At 67.4% G+C, this 21,493-nt stretch carries 20 protein-coding genes; 11 read left to right on the top strand and 9 right to left on the bottom strand.

Annotation, left to right across the window (positions count from 1 at the left end):
• The first annotated feature begins 109 nt into the window (after positions 1–109).
• Positions 110–655: a LuxR C-terminal-related transcriptional regulator gene (locus tag DPV79_RS15510; protein ID WP_021162430.1), complete on the top strand. Its 546-nt coding sequence runs from the start codon at positions 110–112 to the stop codon at positions 653–655.
• Positions 656–760: 105 nt separating this feature from the next.
• On the opposite strand, the gene DPV79_RS15505 is transcribed toward DPV79_RS15510, so the two are convergent.
• Positions 761–1,201, bottom strand: a complete 441-nt coding sequence (locus DPV79_RS15505) for an acyl-CoA thioesterase (protein WP_113045812.1) — start codon at positions 1,199–1,201, stop codon at positions 761–763.
• 32 nt (positions 1,202–1,233) lie between these two features.
• Positions 1,234–2,016: an SDR family oxidoreductase gene (locus DPV79_RS15500; RefSeq protein WP_011351770.1), complete on the bottom strand. Its 783-nt coding sequence runs from the start codon at positions 2,014–2,016 to the stop codon at positions 1,234–1,236.
• A 178-nt stretch (positions 2,017–2,194) separates the two neighbouring features.
• Between DPV79_RS15500 and DPV79_RS15495 the strand changes: the two genes are divergently transcribed.
• On the top strand, positions 2,195–3,868 hold the full coding sequence (locus DPV79_RS15495; protein WP_048025575.1) for an electron transfer flavoprotein-ubiquinone oxidoreductase: 1,674 nt from the start codon (positions 2,195–2,197) through the stop codon (positions 3,866–3,868).
• Positions 3,869–3,997: 129 nt separating this feature from the next.
• Here DPV79_RS15495 and aroC read toward each other — a convergent pair whose 3' ends face one another.
• The 3 genes from aroC to DPV79_RS15480 all read right to left on the bottom strand — a co-directional run bounded on the left by aroC (position 3,998) and on the right by DPV79_RS15480 (position 7,864).
• The gene (aroC, locus tag DPV79_RS15490) at positions 3,998–5,098 is read right to left on the bottom strand and encodes a chorismate synthase (RefSeq protein ID WP_059687303.1); all 1,101 of its coding nucleotides are present in this window, start codon (positions 5,096–5,098) and stop codon (positions 3,998–4,000) included.
• Positions 5,099–5,334: 236 nt separating this feature from the next.
• Positions 5,335–7,269, bottom strand: a complete 1,935-nt coding sequence (locus DPV79_RS15485) for an MFS transporter (protein WP_113045811.1) — start codon at positions 7,267–7,269, stop codon at positions 5,335–5,337.
• Between the two features lie 139 nt (positions 7,270–7,408).
• The gene (locus DPV79_RS15480; RefSeq protein WP_006755543.1) at positions 7,409–7,864 is read right to left on the bottom strand and encodes a CBS domain-containing protein; all 456 of its coding nucleotides are present in this window, start codon (positions 7,862–7,864) and stop codon (positions 7,409–7,411) included.
• 159 nt (positions 7,865–8,023) lie between these two features.
• On the opposite strand from DPV79_RS15480, the gene DPV79_RS15475 reads away from it, so the two are divergent.
• Positions 8,024–8,341, top strand: a complete 318-nt coding sequence (locus DPV79_RS15475; RefSeq protein WP_021160807.1) for an Mpo1-like protein — start codon at positions 8,024–8,026, stop codon at positions 8,339–8,341.
• A gap of 16 nt (positions 8,342–8,357) precedes the next feature.
• Here the strand turns inward: DPV79_RS15475 and DPV79_RS15470 are convergent, their stop codons facing one another.
• On the bottom strand, positions 8,358–9,689 hold the full coding sequence (locus DPV79_RS15470; protein WP_113045810.1) for a YihY family inner membrane protein: 1,332 nt from the start codon (positions 9,687–9,689) through the stop codon (positions 8,358–8,360).
• 145 nt (positions 9,690–9,834) lie between these two features.
• On the opposite strand from DPV79_RS15470, the gene wrbA reads away from it, so the two are divergent.
• From wrbA to DPV79_RS15450, 4 genes are read left to right on the top strand one after another with little or no spacing between them, the layout of a single operon-like run.
• Positions 9,835–10,455 carry an NAD(P)H:quinone oxidoreductase gene (wrbA, locus tag DPV79_RS15465; protein WP_048025574.1) on the top strand — a complete coding sequence of 207 codons (621 nt, stop codon included), beginning with the start codon at positions 9,835–9,837 and terminating at the stop codon, positions 10,453–10,455.
• Entirely contained in the window at positions 10,452–10,844 is a 393-nt protein-coding gene (locus DPV79_RS15460) for a DUF2069 domain-containing protein (RefSeq protein ID WP_059687300.1), read from the top strand. The genes wrbA and DPV79_RS15460 overlap by 4 nt, the downstream gene beginning before the upstream one ends.
• An 18-nt stretch (positions 10,845–10,862) precedes the next feature.
• Entirely contained in the window at positions 10,863–12,284 is a 1,422-nt protein-coding gene (locus DPV79_RS15455) for an FAD-binding oxidoreductase (protein ID WP_113045809.1), read from the top strand.
• Positions 12,285–12,309: 25 nt separating this feature from the next.
• Positions 12,310–13,140, top strand: coding sequence for a metallophosphoesterase (locus tag DPV79_RS15450; protein WP_059497785.1), 831 nt, complete (start codon positions 12,310–12,312; stop codon positions 13,138–13,140).
• Positions 13,141–13,210: 70 nt separating this feature from the next.
• Here the strand turns inward: DPV79_RS15450 and DPV79_RS42665 are convergent, their stop codons facing one another.
• Entirely contained in the window at positions 13,211–13,363 is a 153-nt protein-coding gene (locus DPV79_RS42665; RefSeq protein WP_165843518.1) for a hypothetical protein, read from the bottom strand.
• A gap of 117 nt (positions 13,364–13,480) precedes the next feature.
• Positions 13,481–14,422: a LysR family transcriptional regulator gene (locus tag DPV79_RS15445; protein WP_027787721.1), complete on the bottom strand. Its 942-nt coding sequence runs from the start codon at positions 14,420–14,422 to the stop codon at positions 13,481–13,483.
• Positions 14,423–14,579: 157 nt separating this feature from the next.
• Here DPV79_RS15445 and DPV79_RS15435 point away from each other — a divergent pair, with 157 nt between their 5' ends.
• From DPV79_RS15435 to DPV79_RS15420, 4 genes are read left to right on the top strand one after another with little or no spacing between them, the layout of a single operon-like run.
• Positions 14,580–16,175: an efflux transporter outer membrane subunit gene (locus tag DPV79_RS15435; RefSeq protein WP_113045808.1), complete on the top strand. Its 1,596-nt coding sequence runs from the start codon at positions 14,580–14,582 to the stop codon at positions 16,173–16,175.
• Between the two features lie 14 nt (positions 16,176–16,189).
• Positions 16,190–18,391: an FUSC family protein gene (locus tag DPV79_RS15430; protein ID WP_113045807.1), complete on the top strand. Its 2,202-nt coding sequence runs from the start codon at positions 16,190–16,192 to the stop codon at positions 18,389–18,391.
• Positions 18,388–18,591, top strand: a complete 204-nt coding sequence (locus DPV79_RS15425; RefSeq protein ID WP_011351756.1) for a DUF1656 domain-containing protein — start codon at positions 18,388–18,390, stop codon at positions 18,589–18,591. The genes DPV79_RS15430 and DPV79_RS15425 overlap by 4 nt, the downstream gene beginning before the upstream one ends.
• Before the next feature lie 12 nt (positions 18,592–18,603).
• Positions 18,604–19,479: an efflux RND transporter periplasmic adaptor subunit gene (locus tag DPV79_RS15420; RefSeq protein WP_014897260.1), complete on the top strand. Its 876-nt coding sequence runs from the start codon at positions 18,604–18,606 to the stop codon at positions 19,477–19,479.
• A 21-nt stretch (positions 19,480–19,500) separates the two neighbouring features.
• On the opposite strand, the gene DPV79_RS15415 is transcribed toward DPV79_RS15420, so the two are convergent.
• Positions 19,501–21,174 (bottom strand): methyl-accepting chemotaxis protein, encoded by a 1,674-nt coding sequence (locus DPV79_RS15415; protein ID WP_113045806.1) that lies wholly within the window; start codon positions 21,172–21,174, stop codon positions 19,501–19,503.
• Between the last annotated feature and the right edge of the window lie 319 nt (positions 21,175–21,493).

Below are 21,493 nucleotides of genomic sequence, written 5' to 3'. Positions count from 1 at the left end.
TTTTTATACCGCGGCAAACCGCCACGAGATGCCTGAAAGGGTACGATGCGGCGCGGATGCGGCACAATACGCAAAAATACATAAGCGTTTGCCTCCGCTTGCCTGCGCCATGCCCGCTCTCGATTACCAGACCGCCTTCCACCTCGCGCCGCTCGGCCTCGTCCTGTCGCGCGACCGCGTGATCGAGGATTGCAACGACGCGCTGGCGTCGATCTTCCGCTGCGTGCGGGCCGACCTGATCGGGAAATCGTACGAGGTGCTCTACCCGTCGACGGACGAATTCCAGCGAATCGGCGAACGTATCGCGCGCGTAATGGCCGCGAACGGCATCTACTCGGATGACAGAATCATGAAACGCGCGGACGGCGAGCTGTTCTGGTGCCACGTCACCGGCCGCGCGCTCGACCGCACCGCACCGCTCGCGGCAGGCGTCTGGACCTTCGAGGATTTGAGTGCGACGCGCCGGGTCGCCGTCGAACTGACCCCGCGCGAGCGCGAGATCGCCGCCCAGCTCGCGACCGGCAAGACCAGCAAGCAGATCGGGCGCGTGCTCGACATCAGCTCGCGCACGGTCGACATCTACCGCGCGCGGCTGATGCGCAAGTACGGCACCAACAATACGCCGGAGCTGCTGCAGCGCCTGCTCGGGCAGTGAATGGCGGCTCCCGGATGACAATCGGCCGCGCATGGCGGCCGATTCGTGAAACAGCAGGCACGGCGTGCCTCCGGCGCCCGGGCGCCGGCCTCGCCGTGCCGACGCTCAGCCGACCTTCGTCGCGAGCGCGCGCTCGATCGTGTCGCGCAGCAACTGGGGCAGCGGTACCGACTTGCCGAGCGCGTAGTCGACCCACACGCAGCGCGCCTTGCCGCGCGCATAGACGTGCTGCGGATCATCCGCGCGCGTAAGCTCGAAACCGGTATCGAAGCTGCTCCGGCCGGGTTTCGCGGCCGACATCTTCGCGATCACGTCGCCCGGATAGTGCAGTTGCTTGAGGAATTCCATCGACGCGGTGACGATGACGGGCCCCTGCCCTTCGCCATTGCCGCCGGCGATGCCGAGCTCCTCGAACCACGAGATCCGCGCCTGCTCCATGTAGCGGAAATAGACCGTGTTGTTCACATGGCCGAACGCGTCCATGTCGCCCCAGCGGATCGGCATCGACATCTCAAATACGGAGGAGTAATCGCTTGTTGCGCTCATTGCAGTCTTCTGTGTTGCTGAATGTCATCCGCTCAGGCGAGGCCGAAGCCGTCGTCGGCGGAGATAATCGAGCCATTGATGAACTGCGACTCGTCGGCCGCGAGCAGCAACAACAGCCCGTCGAGATCCTGCGGCTTGCCGACGCGCCGGCGCGGCAGCATCGACTGCAGCTTCTGGCCCTGCTCGGTTTCCCACAGGTAATGATTGATTTCGGTATCGATATAACCCGGACAGATCGCGTTGACGTTGATCCCGTGGCGCCCCCACTCGAGCGCCATCGCGCGCGTCATCTGCACGACCGCGGCCTTGCTCATCGCGTACAGCCCGATCTGCGGGAACACGCGCAGGCCGGCCACCGACGCGATATTGATGATCCGGCACGGCGGCTTGCCGTTGCCGCTGCCGTTCGCGCGCATGATCATCCGCTTCGCGACTTCCTGCGCGACGAAAAACGCGCCGCGCGTGTTGGTATCGAACACGAACTCGAAATCGGCCGGCGTCACGTCGACGAGCTTCTGCATCGTCGAGACGCCCGAATTGTTCACCAGGATGTCGATCGTGCCGGCCTCCGTTTCCGCATGCGCGACCGCCGCCTTGATGCTCTGGACGTCGGTGACGTCGAGCGACACGACGTGCGCAGCGCCGCCCGCCGCCTCGATCTCGGCACGCAACTCCTTCAGGCGCTCGACGCGACGACTCGCGAGCACGACCTTTGCACCGGCCTGCGACAGCACCTGCGCAAAACGCTGCCCCAGGCCGCTCGACGCCCCCGTGACCAGCGCAACCTTGCCTTCCAGATTGATCGAACGACCCATTTGCACATCCCCTTTCGATGTCGTTTCGCCGCTACGGGCAGCATGGCCCGAGCGGCATTACCCTAGCACAAAAATAGAACGATCGTGCTAATCTAGCCGCATGCTGTTGCGGCAAGCGTTTCGTTTCGCAGACAATACGCTCCCGAATAAAAGCATTCTAACGGTTAGAGGAACGCCAATGACCCCCGCAAGCCTCATCGAGCAATATGGCCCGCGCGAATCGATGGAATACGACGTCGTGATCGTCGGCGGCGGCCCCGCCGGGCTGTCGGCGGCGATCCGGCTCAAGCAGCTGGCCGCCGAGAAAGGCACCGAGATCGGCGTGTGCGTGCTCGAGAAGGGTTCCGAGATCGGCGCGCACATCCTGTCGGGCGCGGTGATGGACCCGCGCGCGATCACCGAACTGTTCCCCGACTGGAAGGAACGCGGCGCACCGCTCGACGTCGAGGTGACGGAAGACCGCTTCCTTTTCCTGTCCGAGAAAAGCGCGGTCACCACGCCGAACTGGGCGCTGCCCGCCAACTTCCAGAACCACGGCAACTACGTGATTTCGCTGGGCAACGTCACGCGCTGGCTCGGTCAGCAGGCCGAGGCGCTCGGCGTCGAGATCTTCCCGGGCTTCCCGGCTGCGGAGATTCTCTATAACGACGACGGTTCCGTAAAAGGCGTCGCGACCGGCAACATGGGCGTGGGCAAGGACGGCGAGCCGACCGAGAACTTCCAGCTCGGCATGGAGCTGCACGCGAAGTACACGCTGTTCGCCGAAGGCTGCCGTGGCCACCTCGGCCGCCAGCTGATCTCGAAGTTCAAGCTCGACGCGAACGCCGATCCGCAGGCGTACGGGATCGGCATCAAGGAGCTGTGGGAAATCGATCCCGCCAAGCACAAGCCGGGCCTCGTGATCCACACGGCCGGCTGGCCGCTGAAGTCCGATACGTACGGCGGCTCGTTCCTGTATCACATGGACAACAACCAGGTCGTGGTCGGCTTCGTGGTGGGCCTGGGCTACACGAACCCGTACCTGTCGCCGTTCGAGGAATTCCAGCGCTACAAGACGCACCCGTCGATCCGCGCATTCCTCGAAGGCGGCAAGCGCGTGTCGTACGGCGCGCGCGCGATCACGGCGGGCGGGCTGCTGTCGCTGCCGAAGACGGTGTTCCCGGGCGGCGCGCTGATCGGCGACGACGCGGGTTTCCTGAACGCGTCGCGGATCAAGGGCAGCCACGCGGCGATCAAGACCGGCATGCTGGCCGCCGACGCCGCGTTCGACGCGGTGCAGGCCGGCCGCCAGTCGGACGAACTCAACGCGTACCCGGATGCGTTCAAGCAATCGTGGCTGTACACGGAGCTGTACCGCGCGCGCAACTTCAAGCAGTGGATGGCCAAGGGCCTGTACCTCGGCACGCTGATGGTCGGGCTCGAACAGAAGGTGATGGGCGGCAACGTGCCGTGGACGCTGCATCACAAGCACGCGGATCACGAGATGCTGAAACCGGCGTCGCAGTGCGAGCCGATCGAGTACCCGAAGCCGGACGGCAAGCTGACGTTCGATCGGCTGTCGTCGGTGTTCATCTCGAACACGAACCATGAAGAGAACCAGCCGGCGCACCTGACCTTGAAGGATGCAAACGTGCCGGTGAACGTGAACCTGCGCACGTATGCGGGGCCGGAAGGTCGTTTCTGCCCGGCGGCCGTGTACGAGTTCGTGAAGAACGATGACGGCAGCGATCGGCTCGTGATCAACGCGCAGAACTGCGTGCACTGCAAGACCTGCGACATCAAGGACCCGACGCAGAATATCGTGTGGGTCACGCCGGAAGGCGGTGGCGGACCGAATTACCCGAACATGTAATCCGCCACGACGCGTCGCCGCGAGCGGCGCGTTTTTGCCGGTCGCCACAAACGAAACGGGGCGCTGCCTGAAGCAGCGCCCCGTTTTGCATTCCCAATGGCGAGACGTGCCGCGCCCCGCCCGTTTGCGTCAGGTCGCGCTACCGGCGATCTTCGGCGTCGACGTCTCGACGTCCCCGCACTGCGCGCGATGGCGCAGCGCGTGATCGATCAGCACCAGTGCGAGCATCGACTCGGCGATCGGCGTCGCACGGATGCCGACGCACGGATCGTGGCGGCCGAACGTTTCCACCGTCGCCTCGTCGCCCGCCTTCGTGATCGAACGGCGCGGCGTACGGATGCTCGACGTCGGCTTGATCGCGATCGACACGGTGATGTCCTGCCCCGTCGAAATCCCGCCGAGCACGCCGCCCGCATGGTTGCCGACGAAACCGCCCGGCGTCAGCTCGTCGCCGTGCATCGAGCCGCGCTGCGCGACGCTGTCGAAACCCGCACCGATCTCGACGCCCTTCACCGCGTTGATGCTCATCATCGCCTTCGCGATGTCCGCATCGAGACGGTCGAACACCGGCTCGCCCCAGCCGACCGGCACGCCCGACGCGACGACGTCGATGCGCGCGCCGATCGAATCGCCATCCTTGCGCAGCGCATCCATGTACGCCTCGAGCTCCGGCACGACCGCCGCATTCGGCGAGAAGAACGGATTCTCGTGCACGTGCGACCAGTCGACGAACGGCACGTCGATTTCGCCAAGGCCGCTCATGTAGCCACGCACTTCGACGCCGAAGCGCTCGCGCAGCCACTTCTTCGCGACCGCGCCCGCGCCGACGATCGGTGCGGTCAGGCGCGCGGACGAACGGCCGCCGCCGCGGTAGTCGCGGATGCCGTATTTCTGCCAGTAGGTGTAGTCGGCGTGGCCGGGACGGAACGTCTCGACGATGTTGCCGTAGTCCTTGCTGCGCTGGTCGGTGTTGCGGATCAGCAGTGCGATCGGCGTACCGGTCGTCAAGCCTTCGAACACGCCCGACAGGATCTCGACCTGGTCAGCCTCCTGCCGTTGCGTCACGTGACGCGACGTGCCCGGCTTGCGGCGATCGAGTTCGACCTGGATGTCGGCTTCGGTCAGCCCCATTCCCGGCGGGCAGCCGTCGATCACGCAACCGATCGCGGGACCGTGCGATTCGCCGAAGGTCGTGACAGTGAAAAGCGTGCCGAGGGTATTGCCGGACATGATGGAACCGCCCAAAGAGAAATGGGCAAACCGATGCGCTGCCCGGGCGCGGGCAGATCGATCGTTTGCCGGTCGAGAAAAGAGGTAAGCCGCTATTATGCCAGCCGTCCCGCGCCCGCGGGCCGCAGGCCGCATGAAAGGCAGCCCGGACGCACGGAACGTGCGCGCGGCCCGGCTTGTGCGGCGCAAGCCCGTCCGGCCCGGTTGCAGCCGAACGCATCCGGACAGGCGCCCGCCTACTTCCGCGCGCCGCGCAGTTCGGTTACCGCGGCCTGCAGCGACTCGGGCGTCGCGACCGATGCCGGGATCGGCTCGCCGACCGCCAGCGTCAGCCGGCTCATCACGCCGCGCTTGATGGGTCGCGGCATCCGCGCATCGGAATGCCGCGAAAAATAGCTGCCCCACAGCCCGCGCAGCGCCATCGGAATGACCGGTGCCGGCGTGCGGCCCAGGATCTCGGTGATGCCGTGGTGGAACGTGTTGATGTCACCCGTCTTGGTCAGCTTGCCCTCGGGGAAGATGCACACGAGTTCGCCGTCCTTCAGCGCGGCCTCACATGCGTCGTACGCGCGCGCGAGCATCGCGGGATCCTCGTGGCGCGGCGCGATCGGGATCGCCTTCGCATGCCGGAATACCCAGCTCGCGAAGCGCGTCTTGAAGATCCGGTGATCCATCACGAAACGGATCGGGCGCGGGCTCGCGGCGGCCAGCACGAGCGCATCGACGTAGCTGACGTGGTTACACACGAGCACGGCCGCGCCTTCCGCCGGAATCCGCTCCGCGTGCACGAGACGAATCCGGTAGAACGTGTGGACGAGGACCCACGCGACGAAGCGGAGCAGGAACTCCGGCACGAGCAGATAGATATAGGCCGCGACAATCACGTTCAACAGCGCGGTGACGAGGAACAGCCCCGGGATGTCGACACCGGCCTTGGTCAGCCCCATCGCCATCACGGCCGACAGGATCATGAACAGCGCGTTCAGGATGTTGTTCGCGGCGATGATCCGCGCGCGGTGCGTCGGCGCGCTGCGGCTCTGGATCAGCGCGTACAGCGGCACGCTGTAGAAGCCGCCGAACATCGCGAGCAGGAACAGGTCCGCCAGGATGCGCCAGTGGCGCGCGCCGGCCAGGAATTCGCCGACCGACAGCAGATGGCCGGGCGACGGCAGCGCGCGGCTCGCGAAATACAGCTCGATCGCGAACACGCTGATGCCGATCGAGCCGAGCGGCACGAGGCCGATCTCGACGCGCCGCTGCGACAGCCGTTCGCACAGCAGCGATCCGAGGCCGATACCGACCGAGAACGTCGCGAGCAGGACCGTGACGACGTCAGGGCTCGCCGACAGCACGTCCTTCGCGAAATTGAAGAACGACGTGAGGAACGTCGCGCCGACGAACCACAGCCACGAGATGCCGAGCAGGCTCAGGAACACGGTGCGGTTCTGCCGTGCGAGCCCGAGGTTGCGCCAGGTCTCGCTGACCGGATTCCAGTTGATCACGAGATCGGGCTGCGGCGCCGGCGTGGAAGGCACGCGCTGCGCGACGAGACGCCCCGCGATCGCGATGACGAGCACGCTCACCGCGAGCACGCGCTCGCCGGCACCTTCGATGCCCGCGGCCGCGCCGCCGATGATCGTGCCGATCAGGATCGCGATGAACGTGCCCATCTCGACGAGGCCGTTGCCGCCGACCAGCTCATGCTCGCCGAGATGCTGCGGCAGGTACGAATACTTGACGGGCCCGAACAGCGTCGAGTGCATCCCCATCATGAACGTGCACAGATACAGCAGCGGCGCGCTGTGCATGACGAAGCCCGCCGCGCCGACCAGCATCAGCACGATCTCGAAGGTCTTCACGAAACGCGTGAGGGTCGCCTTGTCGTACTTGTCGGCGATCTGGCCGGACGTCGCCGAGAACAGCACGAACGGCAGGATGAAGATCGCGGAAATCAGGAAGGCCGCCGTCTTCGCATCGACACCGGCGAATCGCGCGGTGTGATAGGTGACGAGCGACGTGAAGCCGATCTTGAAGACGTTGTCGTTCAGCGCACCGAGGAACTGGGTCGTGAAGAACGGCGCGAAACGGCGCTCGCGCAGCAGGTCGAACTGCGACGCGTGCGCGTGCCGTTCGTCGCTCCGCCTGGAAGTGGCTTGCGTTTGATCGCTCATGCGGAATACGCGCGCGCCGTCTGGGCGACGCTGCGCGGGCCTTGTGTGGTCATTGAAAAAACGGCGGCGCAGGACAAGCCTGCGCCGCCGCGTGCCGGGTGGCGGCGCCCACGCATGACGGCGACGGGCGCGGCGTGGTTCACGACTTGTGCGCTTCGGCTTCCGATTCCGGCCAGTCGCGGATGTACGCCTTCAGCATACGGTTCTCGAAGCTCTGCGCCTCGACGACCGTCTTTGCGACGTCGTAGAACGAAATGACGCCCATCAGCACCTTCTTGTCGAGCACCGGCATATAGCGCGCATGGCGCTCGAGCATCATCCGGCGCACTTCGTTGACGTCCGTTTCCGGCGTGCACGTGAGCGGCTCGTCCATCACCTTGCGCACCTGCACGTCGCCAATCGCACCGCCGTTCACGTGCAGGCGCAGGATGATCTCGCGGAACGTCAGCATCCCGACGAGATCGCCGTACTCCATCACGACGAGCGAGCCGATGTCGTGCTCGGCCATCGTGTCGACCGCTTCGCGCAGCGGCTTGTCGGGCGTCACCGTAAACAGCGTGTTGCCCTTTACTTTCAGAATATCGCTGACGCGCATCGTAGTCCCCTCATGCTTGAATGCAAAACCTCTTTCGATCCTATCGGAAAGCCTGTCAAAAGGAAAGCGCGGGCCCGTGCGGCGGGCCGCCGCCCCGCTTGCGGAAGCCGGCCGCCGGCAGCACAATGGCCCCATGAACAGCGGCCCGAGGAGACGGCCATGGCGCATACGCATACGGAGCAATTCGCCAGCTTCGCTGATTTCTACCCGTATTACCTGAACGAACACCAGAACCTGACGTCGCGGCGGCTGCACTTCGTCGGCTCGCTCGGCGTGATCGGCTGCGTCGCGATGGCGATCGCGACCGGCGACTGGCTGTGGCTGCCGGCGGCGATCGTCTGCGGCTACGGGTTCGCGTGGGTCGGACATTTCTTCTTCGAGAAGAACCGCCCGGCCACGTTCCGGCACCCGATCTACAGCCTGATGGGCGACTGGGTGATGTTCAAGGACATCTGCACCGGCAAGATCCCGCTGTAACGGCCAGGCACCCCGCTCACGCGGGCCGCGGCGGCCGCGCGTGCGGGTCGGACACGCCGCCCGGCGCCGGCCCCGGGACACCCGCCGCTTGTGCGCCGGCCGGCCGGTGCGCGGCGATCAGCGACGCGAGCGACACGTCGAAGCGATCGCTCGACAGCACCGCGAGCAGCGCCGCGCCATCGACATGGCTGCGGCGTCGCTGCAACTGGTAGGTCAGCTCCGTGCGGTCGATCACCAGCACGTCGAACAACTGCGCGAGCGTCAGCTGCTCCGGGTTCGCGAGCAGGATGTAGCGCGGCGTGGTCTCGCCGCCGCCGTCCAGCCGCGCGATCCATTCCCGCTCCTCCATCGTCGTCAGCAGGCGCTGCGCGGTTTCCATGTCGCAGCGCAGCATGGTCGCGAGCCGCATCGCCGTGTAGCCGCGCTTGCCGGCCGTGCGCGCTTCGGCCAGCCGCGCGAGCATTTCCAGTGCGTCGAGCAGGTCGCTGCCCGGATAGTGGATGCGGTGGAACTGGCCGACGCGGATCGCCGGCAGCGCGGAGGCCACCATCGCGCCGAGCAGCGCGATGAACCAGCTCAGGTACACCCATAACAGGAACACGGGCAACGCCGCGAACGCACCGTATACGGCCGTATAGGTCGGAATGCGCCGCACGTAGTAGCCGAAACCGCGTTTCGCCAGCTCGAACGCAATTGCCGCGAACAGCCCGCCGATCACCGCATCGCGCCACGCGACCGTGCAGTTCGGCAGGTACACGTACAGCAGCGTGAACGCGAGCACCGCCAGCGGCAGCGACACGAGCGCCAGCAGCCATTCGACGATCGACGTGGACGACCCGGCGCCGGTAAACGCGAGCGACTGCGTGAACAGGTACGACGAGATCGACAGACTCACACCGAACAACAGCGGGCCCAGCGTGATCAGCGCCCAGTACGCGAGCACGCGCTGCGCGAACGGTCGCGGCTTGCGTACCCGCCAGATCAGGTTGAATGCCGACTCGATCGTCATCATCGTCATCACCGATGTGACGACGAGCACGATCAGGCCGGCCGTCGTCAGCCCCTTGGCCTTCGACGCGAACTGGTTCAGGTACTTGAATATCTGGACGTTGAACTGCGCGGGCATCAGGTGATCCGCGAGGAATCCCTGCAGCGAGATCTGGAACGACGCGAACATCGGGAACGCGGTGAACAGCGCGAACGCGACCGTCACGAGCGGCACGAGGGCCAGCATCGTCGTGAACGTCAGGCTGCCCGCCACTTGCGGGATGCGATCCTCGGCGCTGCGCCGGGCCGCGAACTGCGCCAGGCGCTTGAGGGTGTCGAGATCGACGCTCAACTTCGGCAAACGGCTTCTCCTTCTTGATACCGCGCGCCCGGTGGCGCGCCGCCGCCGCGCTGCGCGACGGCTTCAGCCCCTATAATAGCCGCTCGATTCCAGCAGGGGCCGACTGCACCGGGCACGCGCGCGGCCGCACGCGGTTCCGTCGTCCATGAAAGACATCCTCGTTCTCTATTACAGCCGTCACGGCGCCACGCGCGATCTCGCGCTCGCGATCGCGAACGGCATCGACAGCGTGCCGGGCATGCAGGCCCGCATCCGCACCGTGCCGCCCGTGTCGACCGTCTGCGAAGCCACCGCCCCCGACATCCCCGCCGACGGCCCGCCGTATGCGGAACTGCGCGATCTCGAGGAATGCGCGGGCCTCGCGCTCGGCTCGCCGACCCGCTTCGGCAACATGGCCGCGTCGCTCAAGTATTTCCTCGACGGCACCACGCCGCAATGGTTGTCGGGTGCGCTGACCGGCAAGCCGGCCAGCGTGTTCACGTCGACGGGCAGCCTGCACGGCGGCCAGGAATCGACGTTGCTGTCGATGATGCTGCCGCTGCTTCATCACGGCATGATGATCGTCGGGATCCCGTACACGGAATCCGCACTCAGCACGACGCGTACCGGCGGCACGCCGTACGGCGCCTCTCACGTCGCGCAGCACGACCGCTCGGCCGCCGGCGGCCTGTCGGCGGACGAAAAGGCGCTCGCGGCCGCGCTCGGCGTGCGGCTCGCCCGCGCGGCGGCCGCCCTCTCCAGCGCCCGGGCCGCCGAGGCCGCATGAACGCCCCCGCCCGTCCCGCCGTCACTGCCCGGCCGCGCTACGCGCTGATTGCCGCCGCATGCCTCGTCGCGCTGATCGCGCTGTCGCTCGCGTGGGAGCTGTGGCTCGCGCCGCTGCGCCCGGGCGGCTCCGCGCTGATGCTCAAGGCCATACCGCTCGCGCTCGCGCTGCCCGGCGTCTGGCGGCGTAACATCTATACGATGCAGTGGGCGAGCATGCTGATCCTCGTCTATTTCGCCGAAGGCGTCGTGCGCGGCATGTCCGATCGCGGGCTGTCCGCGACGCTCGGCTGGTGCGAAACCGCGCTCGCCGTCGGTTTCTTCGTGACGGCGCTGGCATACGTCGCGCCGTTCAAGCGCGCGGCGAAAAAGTCGCGCGCCGCGTCCTGAACCTTACGCGACAAGGTGATGATGTCCTCCGAAGCTTTCGTTTCCGCGTGCCGCGATGCGATCGGCGCCGATCATGTGCTGACCGACCCGCATGATACCGAACCGTTCCTGACCGACTGGCGCCGCCGCTACAAGGGTGCCGCGTGCGCGGTGCTGAAACCCGCGAACACGGCCGAGGTCGCCGCCCTCGTCAAGCTGGCCAACGCACACGGCATCGCACTCGTGCCGCAAGGCGGCAACACCGGCCTTGCCGGCGGCGCCACGCCCGACGCGAGCGGCAGCCAGGCCGTGCTGAGCGTCGCGCGCCTGAACCGCGTGCGCGCGCTCGATCCGCACAACAACACGATCACCGTCGAAGCCGGCGTGATTCTCGCCGACGTGCAGGCACGTGCCCGCGAAGGCGGCCGCCTGTTCGCGCTGAGCCTCGCGGCGGAAGGCAGCTGCACGATCGGCGGCAACCTGTCGACCAATGCCGGCGGCACCGCGGTGCTGCGCTACGGGAACGCGCGCGAGCTGTGCCTCGGGCTCGAGGTGGTGACGCCGCAGGGCGAGATCTGGGACGGCCTGCGCGGACTGCGCAAGGACAACACGGGCTACGACCTGCGCGACCTGTTCATCGGCGCGGAAGGCACGCTCGGGATCATCACGGCGGCCGTGATGAAGCTGCATCCGCTGCCGGCCGCGCAGGTCACGGCACTCGCCGCGCTCGAATCGCCGCACGCGGCGCTCGATTTCCTCGCGCTCGCGCAGCGCGCGGCCGGGCCGCTCCTGACCGGCTTCGAGCTGATGTCGGATTTCTGCATGCAGCTGGTCGGCAAGCACTACCCGCAACTGCGCTACCCGTTCGCGCAGACGCACGCGCAAACGGTGCTGCTCGAACTGTCCGACAACGAAAGCGAAGCGCATGCGCGCACGCTGTTCGAGAAACTGATGGAGGAAGCGTTCGAGGCCGGGCTCGTGGTCGACGCGGTGGTCGCGGAGAATCTCGCGCAATCGCGCGCGTTCTGGGATCTGCGCGAGCACATCCCGCTCGCACAGGCCGACGAGGGGCTCAACATCAAGCACGACATCGCGGTGCCGATTTCGTCGATCGCGCGCTTCATCGACGAAACCGACGCGGCGATCCAGCAGGCCGCGCCGGGCGCGCGGATGGTCACGTTCGGCCATCTCGGCGACGGCAACCTCCACTACAACGTGCAGATGCCCGAAGGCGGCGATCCGAAGGCGTTCCTCGCCGCGTTCCAGGCGCCGATCAACCGGATCGTCTACGACAACGTGCACCGCCACCACGGCACGATCAGCGCGGAGCACGGGATCGGCCAGCTGAAGATCGACGACGCGCAGCGCTACAAGTCCCCGGTCGAAACGACGCTGATGCGCACGCTGAAGACGGCCCTCGACCCGCGCGGCCTGATGAATCCCGGCAAGGTCCTGCGCTGAAGCCGCCCACTCCGGAGCCCCGCCCGTGAAAATCCGCGTCCTGTCCGACCTGCACCTCGAAAGCAACCAGCCCGACGCGATCGCGCATGCCGACGCGGATCTCGTCGTGCTGGCCGGCGACATCCACAATCATGCGGAAGGCCTGCGCTGGGCGGCCGAAACGTTCGATCCCGCGGTACCGGTGATCTACGTGCCAGGTAACCACGAGTACTACGACGGGGAATTCGGCGCGCTGGAGACGGCGATGCGCGACGCGGCGCAGGCGCTCGACAACGTGCATTACCTGAACAACGACGTCTACGTCGATCCCGGGCAGCGGTTCCGCGTGCTCGGCACGACGCTCTGGGCCGATTTTTCGCTGTTCGGTACCGACGAAGCCAGCCTCGCGGGTGCAATCGACGCCGGGCTGCGCGTGATGCTCGATTTCAAGGGCTTGATCCAGGTGACCTGGCCGCATGACGCGGCGCTGCATGCGGCGCCGGGCACGCCGGAACGGGATTTCTCGCCGGCCGACGCGATCGCGCTGCATCGACGCAGCCGCGCATGGCTGGAAACGCAACTCGCGGCGCCGTTCGCGGGCCGGACCATCGTCGTGACCCATCATGCGCCGCACCGGCGCTCGCTGGCGCAGCGCTATGCGGACGATCTTGCGTCGGCGGGATTCGTCACGGACATGGCGGAACTCGTGCAGCCGCCGGTGGATCTGTGGCTCCACGGCCACACGCATACGTCATTCGACTATGTGGCGGACGGTGGCACACGCGTGGTATGCAATCCGCGCGGCTACATCCACCGGCGCACCGGCGAACGGGAAAATGCCGCGTTTACGTGGGACAAGGTCGTCGAGCTCGGCTGAACGCCGGCCCGCCCGGCCGCATTGCGCGGCCTTTTTGCGCGACCTTTTCGACCCGGAGCGTGACCGCGGATCAGCGACCGGGGCGGCGCGGCTCGCGCACCCGTACCGGCACCGGCCTCATCTGCGCCTTCGCCTTCATCGCGCGCAGCAGGTCGCGGGTCGCCGCGGCGGCGGCCGCCGCGCCCAGCAGGACTCCAAGGCCGATCATCAGGTGCGTATCCATCGCTACTCCGGGGTTGCGTATCTCGTTAATTCCCACAGTATCAAACTGTCTGACACGCGTTCGTAAAAAAATGTTGCGTGAAGGACAAATCTCGTCAGATCGCGGCCAACCGCGCGGTCATGTCGCACGCGTGTACTGTTCGAGCGCGGCTTCGTCGGCTGCCAGCGTGGCCGGCAGCTCGTCGCGCAGGAAATCGACCCAGGTACGGATTTTCGCGTCGAGGTACTGACGCGACGGATACAGCGCGTAGATGTTCATCACGTGCGACCGGTATTCGGGCATCACGCGCACGATGTGCCCGCTGCGCAACCAGCCGATCGCCGAATAGAGCGGCAGGCCGCCGATCCCCATCCCTTCGCGCACGGCCACGGCGAGCGCCTCGGCGACGTTCACGCGAAACGGCGGCGCCGTGATCGGGACGACTTCGTCGCCGTTCGGCCCCGCCAGCGCCCATTCGTCGAACTGAAAGCCCGGCGCGACCATCCCGAGGCATACGTGCTGCGCGAGATCCGCGGGCCGCTGCGGCACGCCGTTCGCCTCGACGTAGCCGCGCGACGCGCACACCACGCTGTAGCTCTCGCCGAGCCGCTGCGACACGAGCCCCGAATCCGGCAGGTCGCGGCCGACGACGATCGCGACGTCGTAGCCCTCGTCGAGCAGGTCGGGCATCCGCTGCGCGAGCGTCAGCTCGACGTGCACGTCCGGGTAGCGCTCGCGATAACGCGCGATGGCCGGCACCAGGTAGTGCTGGCCGAGGCTCGTGAAGCAATGCACCTTCAGCTTGCCGGACGGGCGCGCGTGCGCGTCGCCCGCCTCGGCTTCGGCCTGGTCGACATACGCGAGGATCTGCTCGCAGCGCTGCAGGTAGCGCTCGCCGGCTTCGGTCAGTGCGATCCGGCGCGTCGTGCGGTTCAGAAGGCGCGTGCGCAGATGCGCCTCGAGATCCGAGACCGCGCGCGACGCGTAGGCAGTGGTCGAATTCATCTGCTGGGCGGCCGCGGTAAAGCTTCCCGCGTCGACCACGCGGACGAATACCCGCATGTTTTGTAACGTATCCATCCCATTACCCGTTTGAATCCGGACGGATTGTTGCACAGAGGCGAACAAGTATTGTCTCAGGATTCGTAAAAATGACTTGCACCCTTGTCCGTATATTCAGGAATCGCTGAAAAATATAATCGCATCCGACTCATCTATATCCGAAAGGGAGAAAATCGTGCAGTCTCCGGCGACAAAAGGGACGCTCGCACTGGCGGTTCTTGCAGTCTCATTAATAATGGCCGGGTGCGCGAGCATGGGCGACAACAAGCCGCAGTCGGCCCGCACCGAAGCGAACGCGCTCGATGCCGGCGCGGCGATCCGCGCGGCCGACCGTGACGCGGGCTGGCCCGCGGCCGACTGGTGGCGCGCCTACCGCGATCCGCAGCTCGACACGTGGATTGCTGCCGCGCAGGCCGGCAACCCGACGCTCGCGGCCGCCGAGGCCCGCGTGCGCGAAGCGCAGGCGATGGCGCGCGTGGCCCGCTCGGCCGAGTTGCCGCAGATCAACGGCAACCTCTCGCTGATGCGCCAGCACTGGCCGGACAACGTCTATTACGGCCCCGGCCCGCTCGCGAACACCGATACCTGGAACAACACCGGCACGCTCGGCCTGTCCTACCACCTCGACCTGTGGGGCAAGGACAAGAACGCGACCGAGCGCGCGCTCGACACCGCGCACGCGACCGCCGCCGACGCACGCGCGGCGAAGCTCGAACTCGAAGTCAACGTGGTGCGCGCGTATGTCGGCATGTCGATGAACTACGCGCTGCTCGACCTCGCGCACGAAACGTTCGAACGCCAGCGCTCGCTCGCCGATCTCGCGCGCAAGCGGCTGCAGGCTGGCCTCGGCACGCAGCTCGAGGTGAGCCAGGCGGAATCGACGCTGCCCGACTATGAGCGCCAGATCGACAGCTACGAGGAAGCGATCCAGCTCGCGCGGCACCAGCTCGCCGCACTGGCCGGCAAGGGCCCGGGCGCCGGCGATGCGATCGAGCGGCCTCGGCTGTCGCTCGACGCACCGGCCGGCTTGCCGTCGGCGATGCCGGCCGACCTGCTCGGCCGCCGCCCCGACGTCGTCGCGGCACGCTGGACGGTCGACGCGCAGGCGCGCGGCATCGACGTCGCGAAGGCTTCGTTCTATCCGAACATCGACCTGCTCGCGACGGTCGGCGGCTTCGGCGTGACCGCGCCGTTCACCGACTTCCTGCGCGCGATGAACGGCGGCTGGACGGCCGGCCCCGCGCTGTCGCTGCCGATCTTCGAAGGCGGTCGGCTGCGCGCGCAGCTCGGCGCGGCGAATGCCGGCTACGACCAGGCGGTCGAGCAATACAACCAGACGATCGTCGGCGCGCTCAAGGACATCGCCGACCAGGTCGTGCGGATCCGTTCGCTCGATACGCAGAAGAAGGACGCCGCGCGCTCGGTGGCCGCCAACGACCGCAGCTATCAGTTGTCGCGCGAAGGCTTCCGCCGCGGGCTGACCGACTACGTCAACGTGCTGGTCGCGCAGCAGCAATTGTTGCGCGCGCAGGAAACGGCCGCCCGCATCGATGCGGAACGCCTCGCCGCGCACGCTCAGTTGATGGCCGCGCTTGGTGGCGGCGTCGAGACGGGCACGGACGTGCCTCCGGCGGGCAGCCATCCGTCGCATGACGAATCCGCCGCGGGCGCAGCCGCGCCGGCCGCCGCGTCGGGTGCGAAACCCGTGGCAGCCGCCCGGCCCGCGCAGGTCGCGGCCGCCGGTGCGTCCGGCGTGCCGGCCGCACGGTAACCCGGAGCGACGCCATGTCAGCCTCCTCCCCCCTCTCCCCGACCGCCGGCGGTCCGTTCGCGGCCTGGTATGCCGCGTTCGGCGACTGGGCCCGCACCGACGGCGCCGCGTGGCTCTACCTGTTCAAGGCGCTGCTCGCGGCCTTCATCGCGCTCGGCGTGTCGATGCGGCTCGACCTGCCGGCGCCGAAAACGGCAATGACGACCGTCTTCATCGTGATGCAGCCGCAAAGCGGCGCCGTGCTCGCGAAAAGCTTCTACCGGGTCGCCGGCACGATTTTCGGGCTCATCGCGACGCTCACGTTCGTCGGGCTGTTCCCGCAGCAGCCGCAGCTTTTCCTGCTGGCGATCGCCCTGTGGATCGCGCTGTGCACTGCCGGCGCCGCGCGCAACCGCAACTTCCGCAGTTACGGCTTCCTGCTCGCCGGTTATACGACCGCGCTGATCGGCCTGCCCGCGTCGCAACACCCGGATGGCGCATTCATGAGCGCGATGACGCGGGTCTCCGAAGTCATCATCGGGATCGTGTCGGCCGGCGTCGTCAGTGCGCTCGTGTTTCCGCGGTATACAGGCGAGCAGATGCGCACGACGGTGCGCAAGCGCTTCGGCAGCTTCGTCGACTACGTCGCGTCGGCGCTGTCGGGCCAGCTCGACCGCGCGCACATCGAGACCATCCATACGCGCTTCGTCGCCGACGTGGTCGGCTTCGAGGCCGCGCGCAGCATGGCCGTGTTCGAGGATCCGGACACGCGCATGCGCAGCGGCCGCCTCGCGCGGCTGAACAGCGAGTTCATGAGCGCGTCGAGCCGCTTTCACGCGCTGCACCAGTTGATGAACCGGCTGCACGCGGCCGGCGCGCAGGCGGCGATCGACGCGATCGAGCCGTATTTCCGCGAGATCGCGCCGCTGCTCACGCGCGATGGCGAACCCGTGCGCACGTCGATCGACGCCGCGCACTCGGCCGAGCAGCTGCTCGCGTGGCGCGACGCGCTGCCGCGCCGGATCCGCGCGACGCGCGCGGAACTCGAAACGCAGCCCGACTTCCCGCTGCTCGACTTCGATACCGCCGCCGAACTGCTGTACCGCTTCATCACCGACCTGCAGGAATACGCGGCGACCTATGCGTCGCTCGCGACCGCGACGCACGAGCGCGAACGCTGGATCGAACGCTACGAGCCGCGCACCAACAGAACGGCCGCCACGATCGCGGGGATCCGCACCGCGACGGTGATTCTCGCGCTCGGCTGGTTCTGGATCGAGACCGCGTGGCCGAGCGGCGTGATGCTGGTACTGAACGCCGCGGCGACCTGCGCGCTCGCGTCGTCGGCGCCGCGCCCGACCGCGATGGCCGCGCAGATGGGGATGGGCACGGCGCTGGCCGTTTGCACCGGCTTCCTGCTGACGTTCGGCATCTACCCGCGGATCGACGGTTTCGTCCTGCTGTGCGCGGCGCTCGCGCCGTTGCTCGCGATCGGCATCTACATGACGCTGAAGCCGAAGCTCGCGGGCTACGGCGCGGGCTATCTGATCTTCTTCTGCTTCCTCGCCGGCCCCGACAGCATCACGCACTACGATCCCACGAGCTTCATGAACGACGCGCTCGCGCTCCTGTTGTCGATGCTCGTATCGGCGATCGCGTTCGCCGTGCTGTTCCCGCCGACCGCGCCGTGGCTCAAGAAACGCCTGTTAGCCGACCTGCGTCACCAGGCCGTCGCAGCCTGCCACGCGCGGCTCGCCGGACTGCGCACGCGCTTCGAGAGCGGCGCGCGCGACCTGATGTACCAGGCGCACACGCTGTCGGCCGACCAGCCCGACGTGCAGCGCGACGCGCTGCGCTGGATGTTCGCGGTACTCGAAACCGGGAATGCGGCCATCGATCTGCGCCACGAACTGGCAACGCTGCCGTCCGACCCGCGCTACGCGCCGACGACGCCGTGGCGCCGCGCGATCGAGACGATGCGCGCCGGGCTGTCGTCGCTGTTCGCGCGGCCGGACGCCGAACGTTTCGATGCAACGCTCGCCGCGGTGAACGATGCGATCGACGCGACCCGGCAGACGCTCGACGCGTTCACGCCGACACGCGAGGAACGTCACCGGCTGCAGCGCATCCTGAGCCATCTGCATTTCGTGCGCACGGCACTGCTCGATCCCGAATCGCCGCTCGCCGCGCTCAACCGCAACCGCCCCGTGCGTCCCCAACCAGGAGCCTCGTCATGATGCCGCGTGAAATCGCCATTCTCGATGCCTACATGCCCACGGTGGTGCTGATGTTCGTCCTCGGCGCGCTCGCGACCTGGGCCGTCGACCGCCTGCTCGCCTATACGGGCCTCTACCGTCTCGTCTGGCACCCGTCGCTGTTCCGGGCCTGCCTCCTCGTCTGCATTTGCGGCGGACTGAGTCTTGCCGTTTACCGTTGATTCCGAACCATCATGATTCTCAGAAAACTCTTCGGCTTCGTCGCGACCGCCGTCATCCTTCTCGTCGCGATCCTGATCGGGCGCTCGCTGTGGGTGCACTACATGGACGATCCGTGGACGCGCGACGGGCGCGTGCGCGCCGAGATCGTCAACGTCGCGCCGGACGTGTCGGGCGCGATCGTCGAACTGCCCGTGCATGACAACCAGCTCGTGAAAAAGGGCGACCTGATCATGCAGATCGACCCTTCGCATTACCAGATCGCGGTCGAGCAGGCGCAGGCGGCCGTCGCCGCCCGCCGCGCGGAACTGCAGATGCGCCGCGACGACGCGGCGCGCCGCGCGGATCTCGATGCGCTCGTCGTGTCGAAGGAAAACCGCGAGAACGCCGCGCACAGTGCGTCGAGCGCCGATGCGCAGTACCAGCAGGCGATCGCCGCGCTCGATGCCGCGAAGCTCAACCTCGAGCGCACGCGCGTCGTCGCGCCGGTCGACGGCTACATCACGAACCTGCAGACGTTCAAGGGCAACTACGCGGTGGCCGGCCAGGCGAAGCTCGCGATCGTCGACAGCCACTCGTTCTGGGTCTACGGCTACTTCGAGGAAACCAAGCTGCCGCGCGTGAAGATCGGCGCGCCGGCCGAAATGCGGCTGATGAGCGGCGGCGTGATGAAGGGCCACGTCGAAAGCATCTCGCGCGGCATCTACGATCGCGACAACCCGCAAAGCCGCGACCTCGTCGCGGACGTGAACCCGACCTTCAACTGGGTGCGCCTCGCGCAGCGCGTGCCGGTGCGCATCAGGATCGACGAAGTGCCGGCCGACGTGGTGCTGTCGGCGGGTACGACCTGCACGGTCATCATCGATCCGGACAAGCAGAAGAAGTCGTAACCTCTGAACGGTCGGCAGCGCTCAGGCCGCGATACGAAAGCGCCCGACCAGCGACTTCAAGGCCTGCGCCTGCTCGTCGAGCGCATTCGCCGCGGCGGCCGCCTGCTCGACGAGTGCCGCGTTCTGCTGGGTGCCGGCGTCCATCTGCGTGACCGCGCGGCCGATCTCGTCGATGCCCGCGCTCTGCTCGTCCGATGCGGCGGAAATTTCACCGATGATGTCGGTCACGCGCTTGACCGCCCGAACGACGTCGTCCATCGTGCGGCCCGCATCGTGCGCGAGCGCCGCACCGTTCGCGACTCGCTCGACCGACGCGCCGATCAGCGCGCGGATCTCCTTCGCCGCGGTCGCCGCGCGCTGCGCGAGCAGGCGGACTTCACCCGCGACCACCGAGAAGCCACGCCCCTGCTCGCCCGCGCGGGCGGCCTCGACCGCCGCGTTCAACGCGAGAATGTTGGTCTGGAACGCGATCCCCTCGATCGTGCCGATGATCTCGCGGATGTTCTTCGCGCTGTCGTCGATCTCGCTCATCGTCGCGACGACGCGCCCGACGACTTCCCCGCCCGTCTCCGCAACGGCCGAAGCATTGGCCGCGAGCGCGCTCGCCTGCCGCGCGTTCTCGGCGTTCTGCCGTACGGTCGACGTGAGCTGCTCCATGCTGGCCGCGGTGCGCTCGAGCGCGACGGCCTGCTGCTCGGTACGCCTGGACAGATCGAGATTGCCGGTGGAAATCTCACCCGACGCGGCCGCGATCGCCTCGGCGCTGACGGCAATCTCGCCGACGGTCGCCGCGAGCCCCGTCTGCATCTCGGCCAGCGCACGCACCATGCTGTCGCGGTCGTGCCGGCCCAGCGTAATTGGTCGCGTCAGGTCGCCGCGCGCGATGTCCGCGGCAATCGCCTTCGCATGCGCGGGCTCGCCCCCGAGCTGCGACGCGAGACGGCGCACGACGCGCTCCGCGATGACGATCGCGAGCACGATCAGCGCAACCGTCATCGCCGCGATCATCGCGAACGACGACGAGAAAATGGTGGCGGACGCATCGAGCGTCGCCTTCGACTTCGCGCCGCGTGTCTTCACGAGTTCGGCGACCAGTTTTTCGAGCTTGCCGGTTTCGACCAGCAGCGACACGTCCTGCGTGCCGACCTGCCAGCTCATCTGCGACAGGTCCAGCGGCTGTGCCTGCACGAGCGCGACGAAATCGCGCAGATGCGCGCTCCACGCGCCGACCGCCGTCGAGAATGCGCGCAGCCGCGCCGAATCGTCGACGTCGGCCGGGTCCGCATAGCGCTGCAGCGTGCCGAGCGCCTGGCCGATCGACGCGAGCCCCGCGCCCACCTCGGCGCCCAGTTCGTCGCGTTCCTTCGCGGTGGTCGCGGTCAGCAGCATCTTCTGGGCACGGCTCGCGCGCAGCACTTCGGCCCGAACCTCCTCGGCCGCGCGGCTCGCGACGTGACCCTGCTCGTAGACGGACGCGATCGACGCATTCAGCCGGCTGATCTGCCAGAGCGAAAACATGCCGATCGCCAGCGTGCCGGCGAGCAGGATCGCGAATGCGGCGCGCAACGTCGCCTTGACGGTCCACGGCCGGCGCTCGCGACGCGCCGCCCGCGGGCGCCGGGCGGCGCGACCGGCGGCGACGTCGGGTGCGGCGGCGACCGCACCGGGCTGTGGACGCAAAGATGCTGCTTTCATCGATATATCCCCGTATTGATCACGCGGCCGGAAAGGTCGGTCCCGGCGTACCCGCGATGGCTGGCCATGCCGCGCGTCCTGCGCCCGCACGGCGGATAGCCGGTGCCGGGCGCGGCGCGCCAGTTGTCATTGGGTCGTTCTACGGCCGCCACCGCCGTTTCTTGAGTCCGGTAAACCACGTACCGGCCCCGGGCGCCCGCCCCGCTTGCGGGCGGGCGTGCCGCCTGCGTTATACCCGGCCAAAAAAGCGGGCATCGGGCGATCCGTCGGATGAATGTCCGATTCACGATAAAACTTGTCCGGACATTCCCGACACGCC

The sequence above is a fragment of the Burkholderia reimsis genome (assembly GCF_003294055.1).
Taxonomy (GTDB): domain Bacteria; phylum Pseudomonadota; class Gammaproteobacteria; order Burkholderiales; family Burkholderiaceae; genus Burkholderia; species Burkholderia cepacia.
This window is presented reverse-complemented; position numbering and strand designations above follow the sequence as displayed.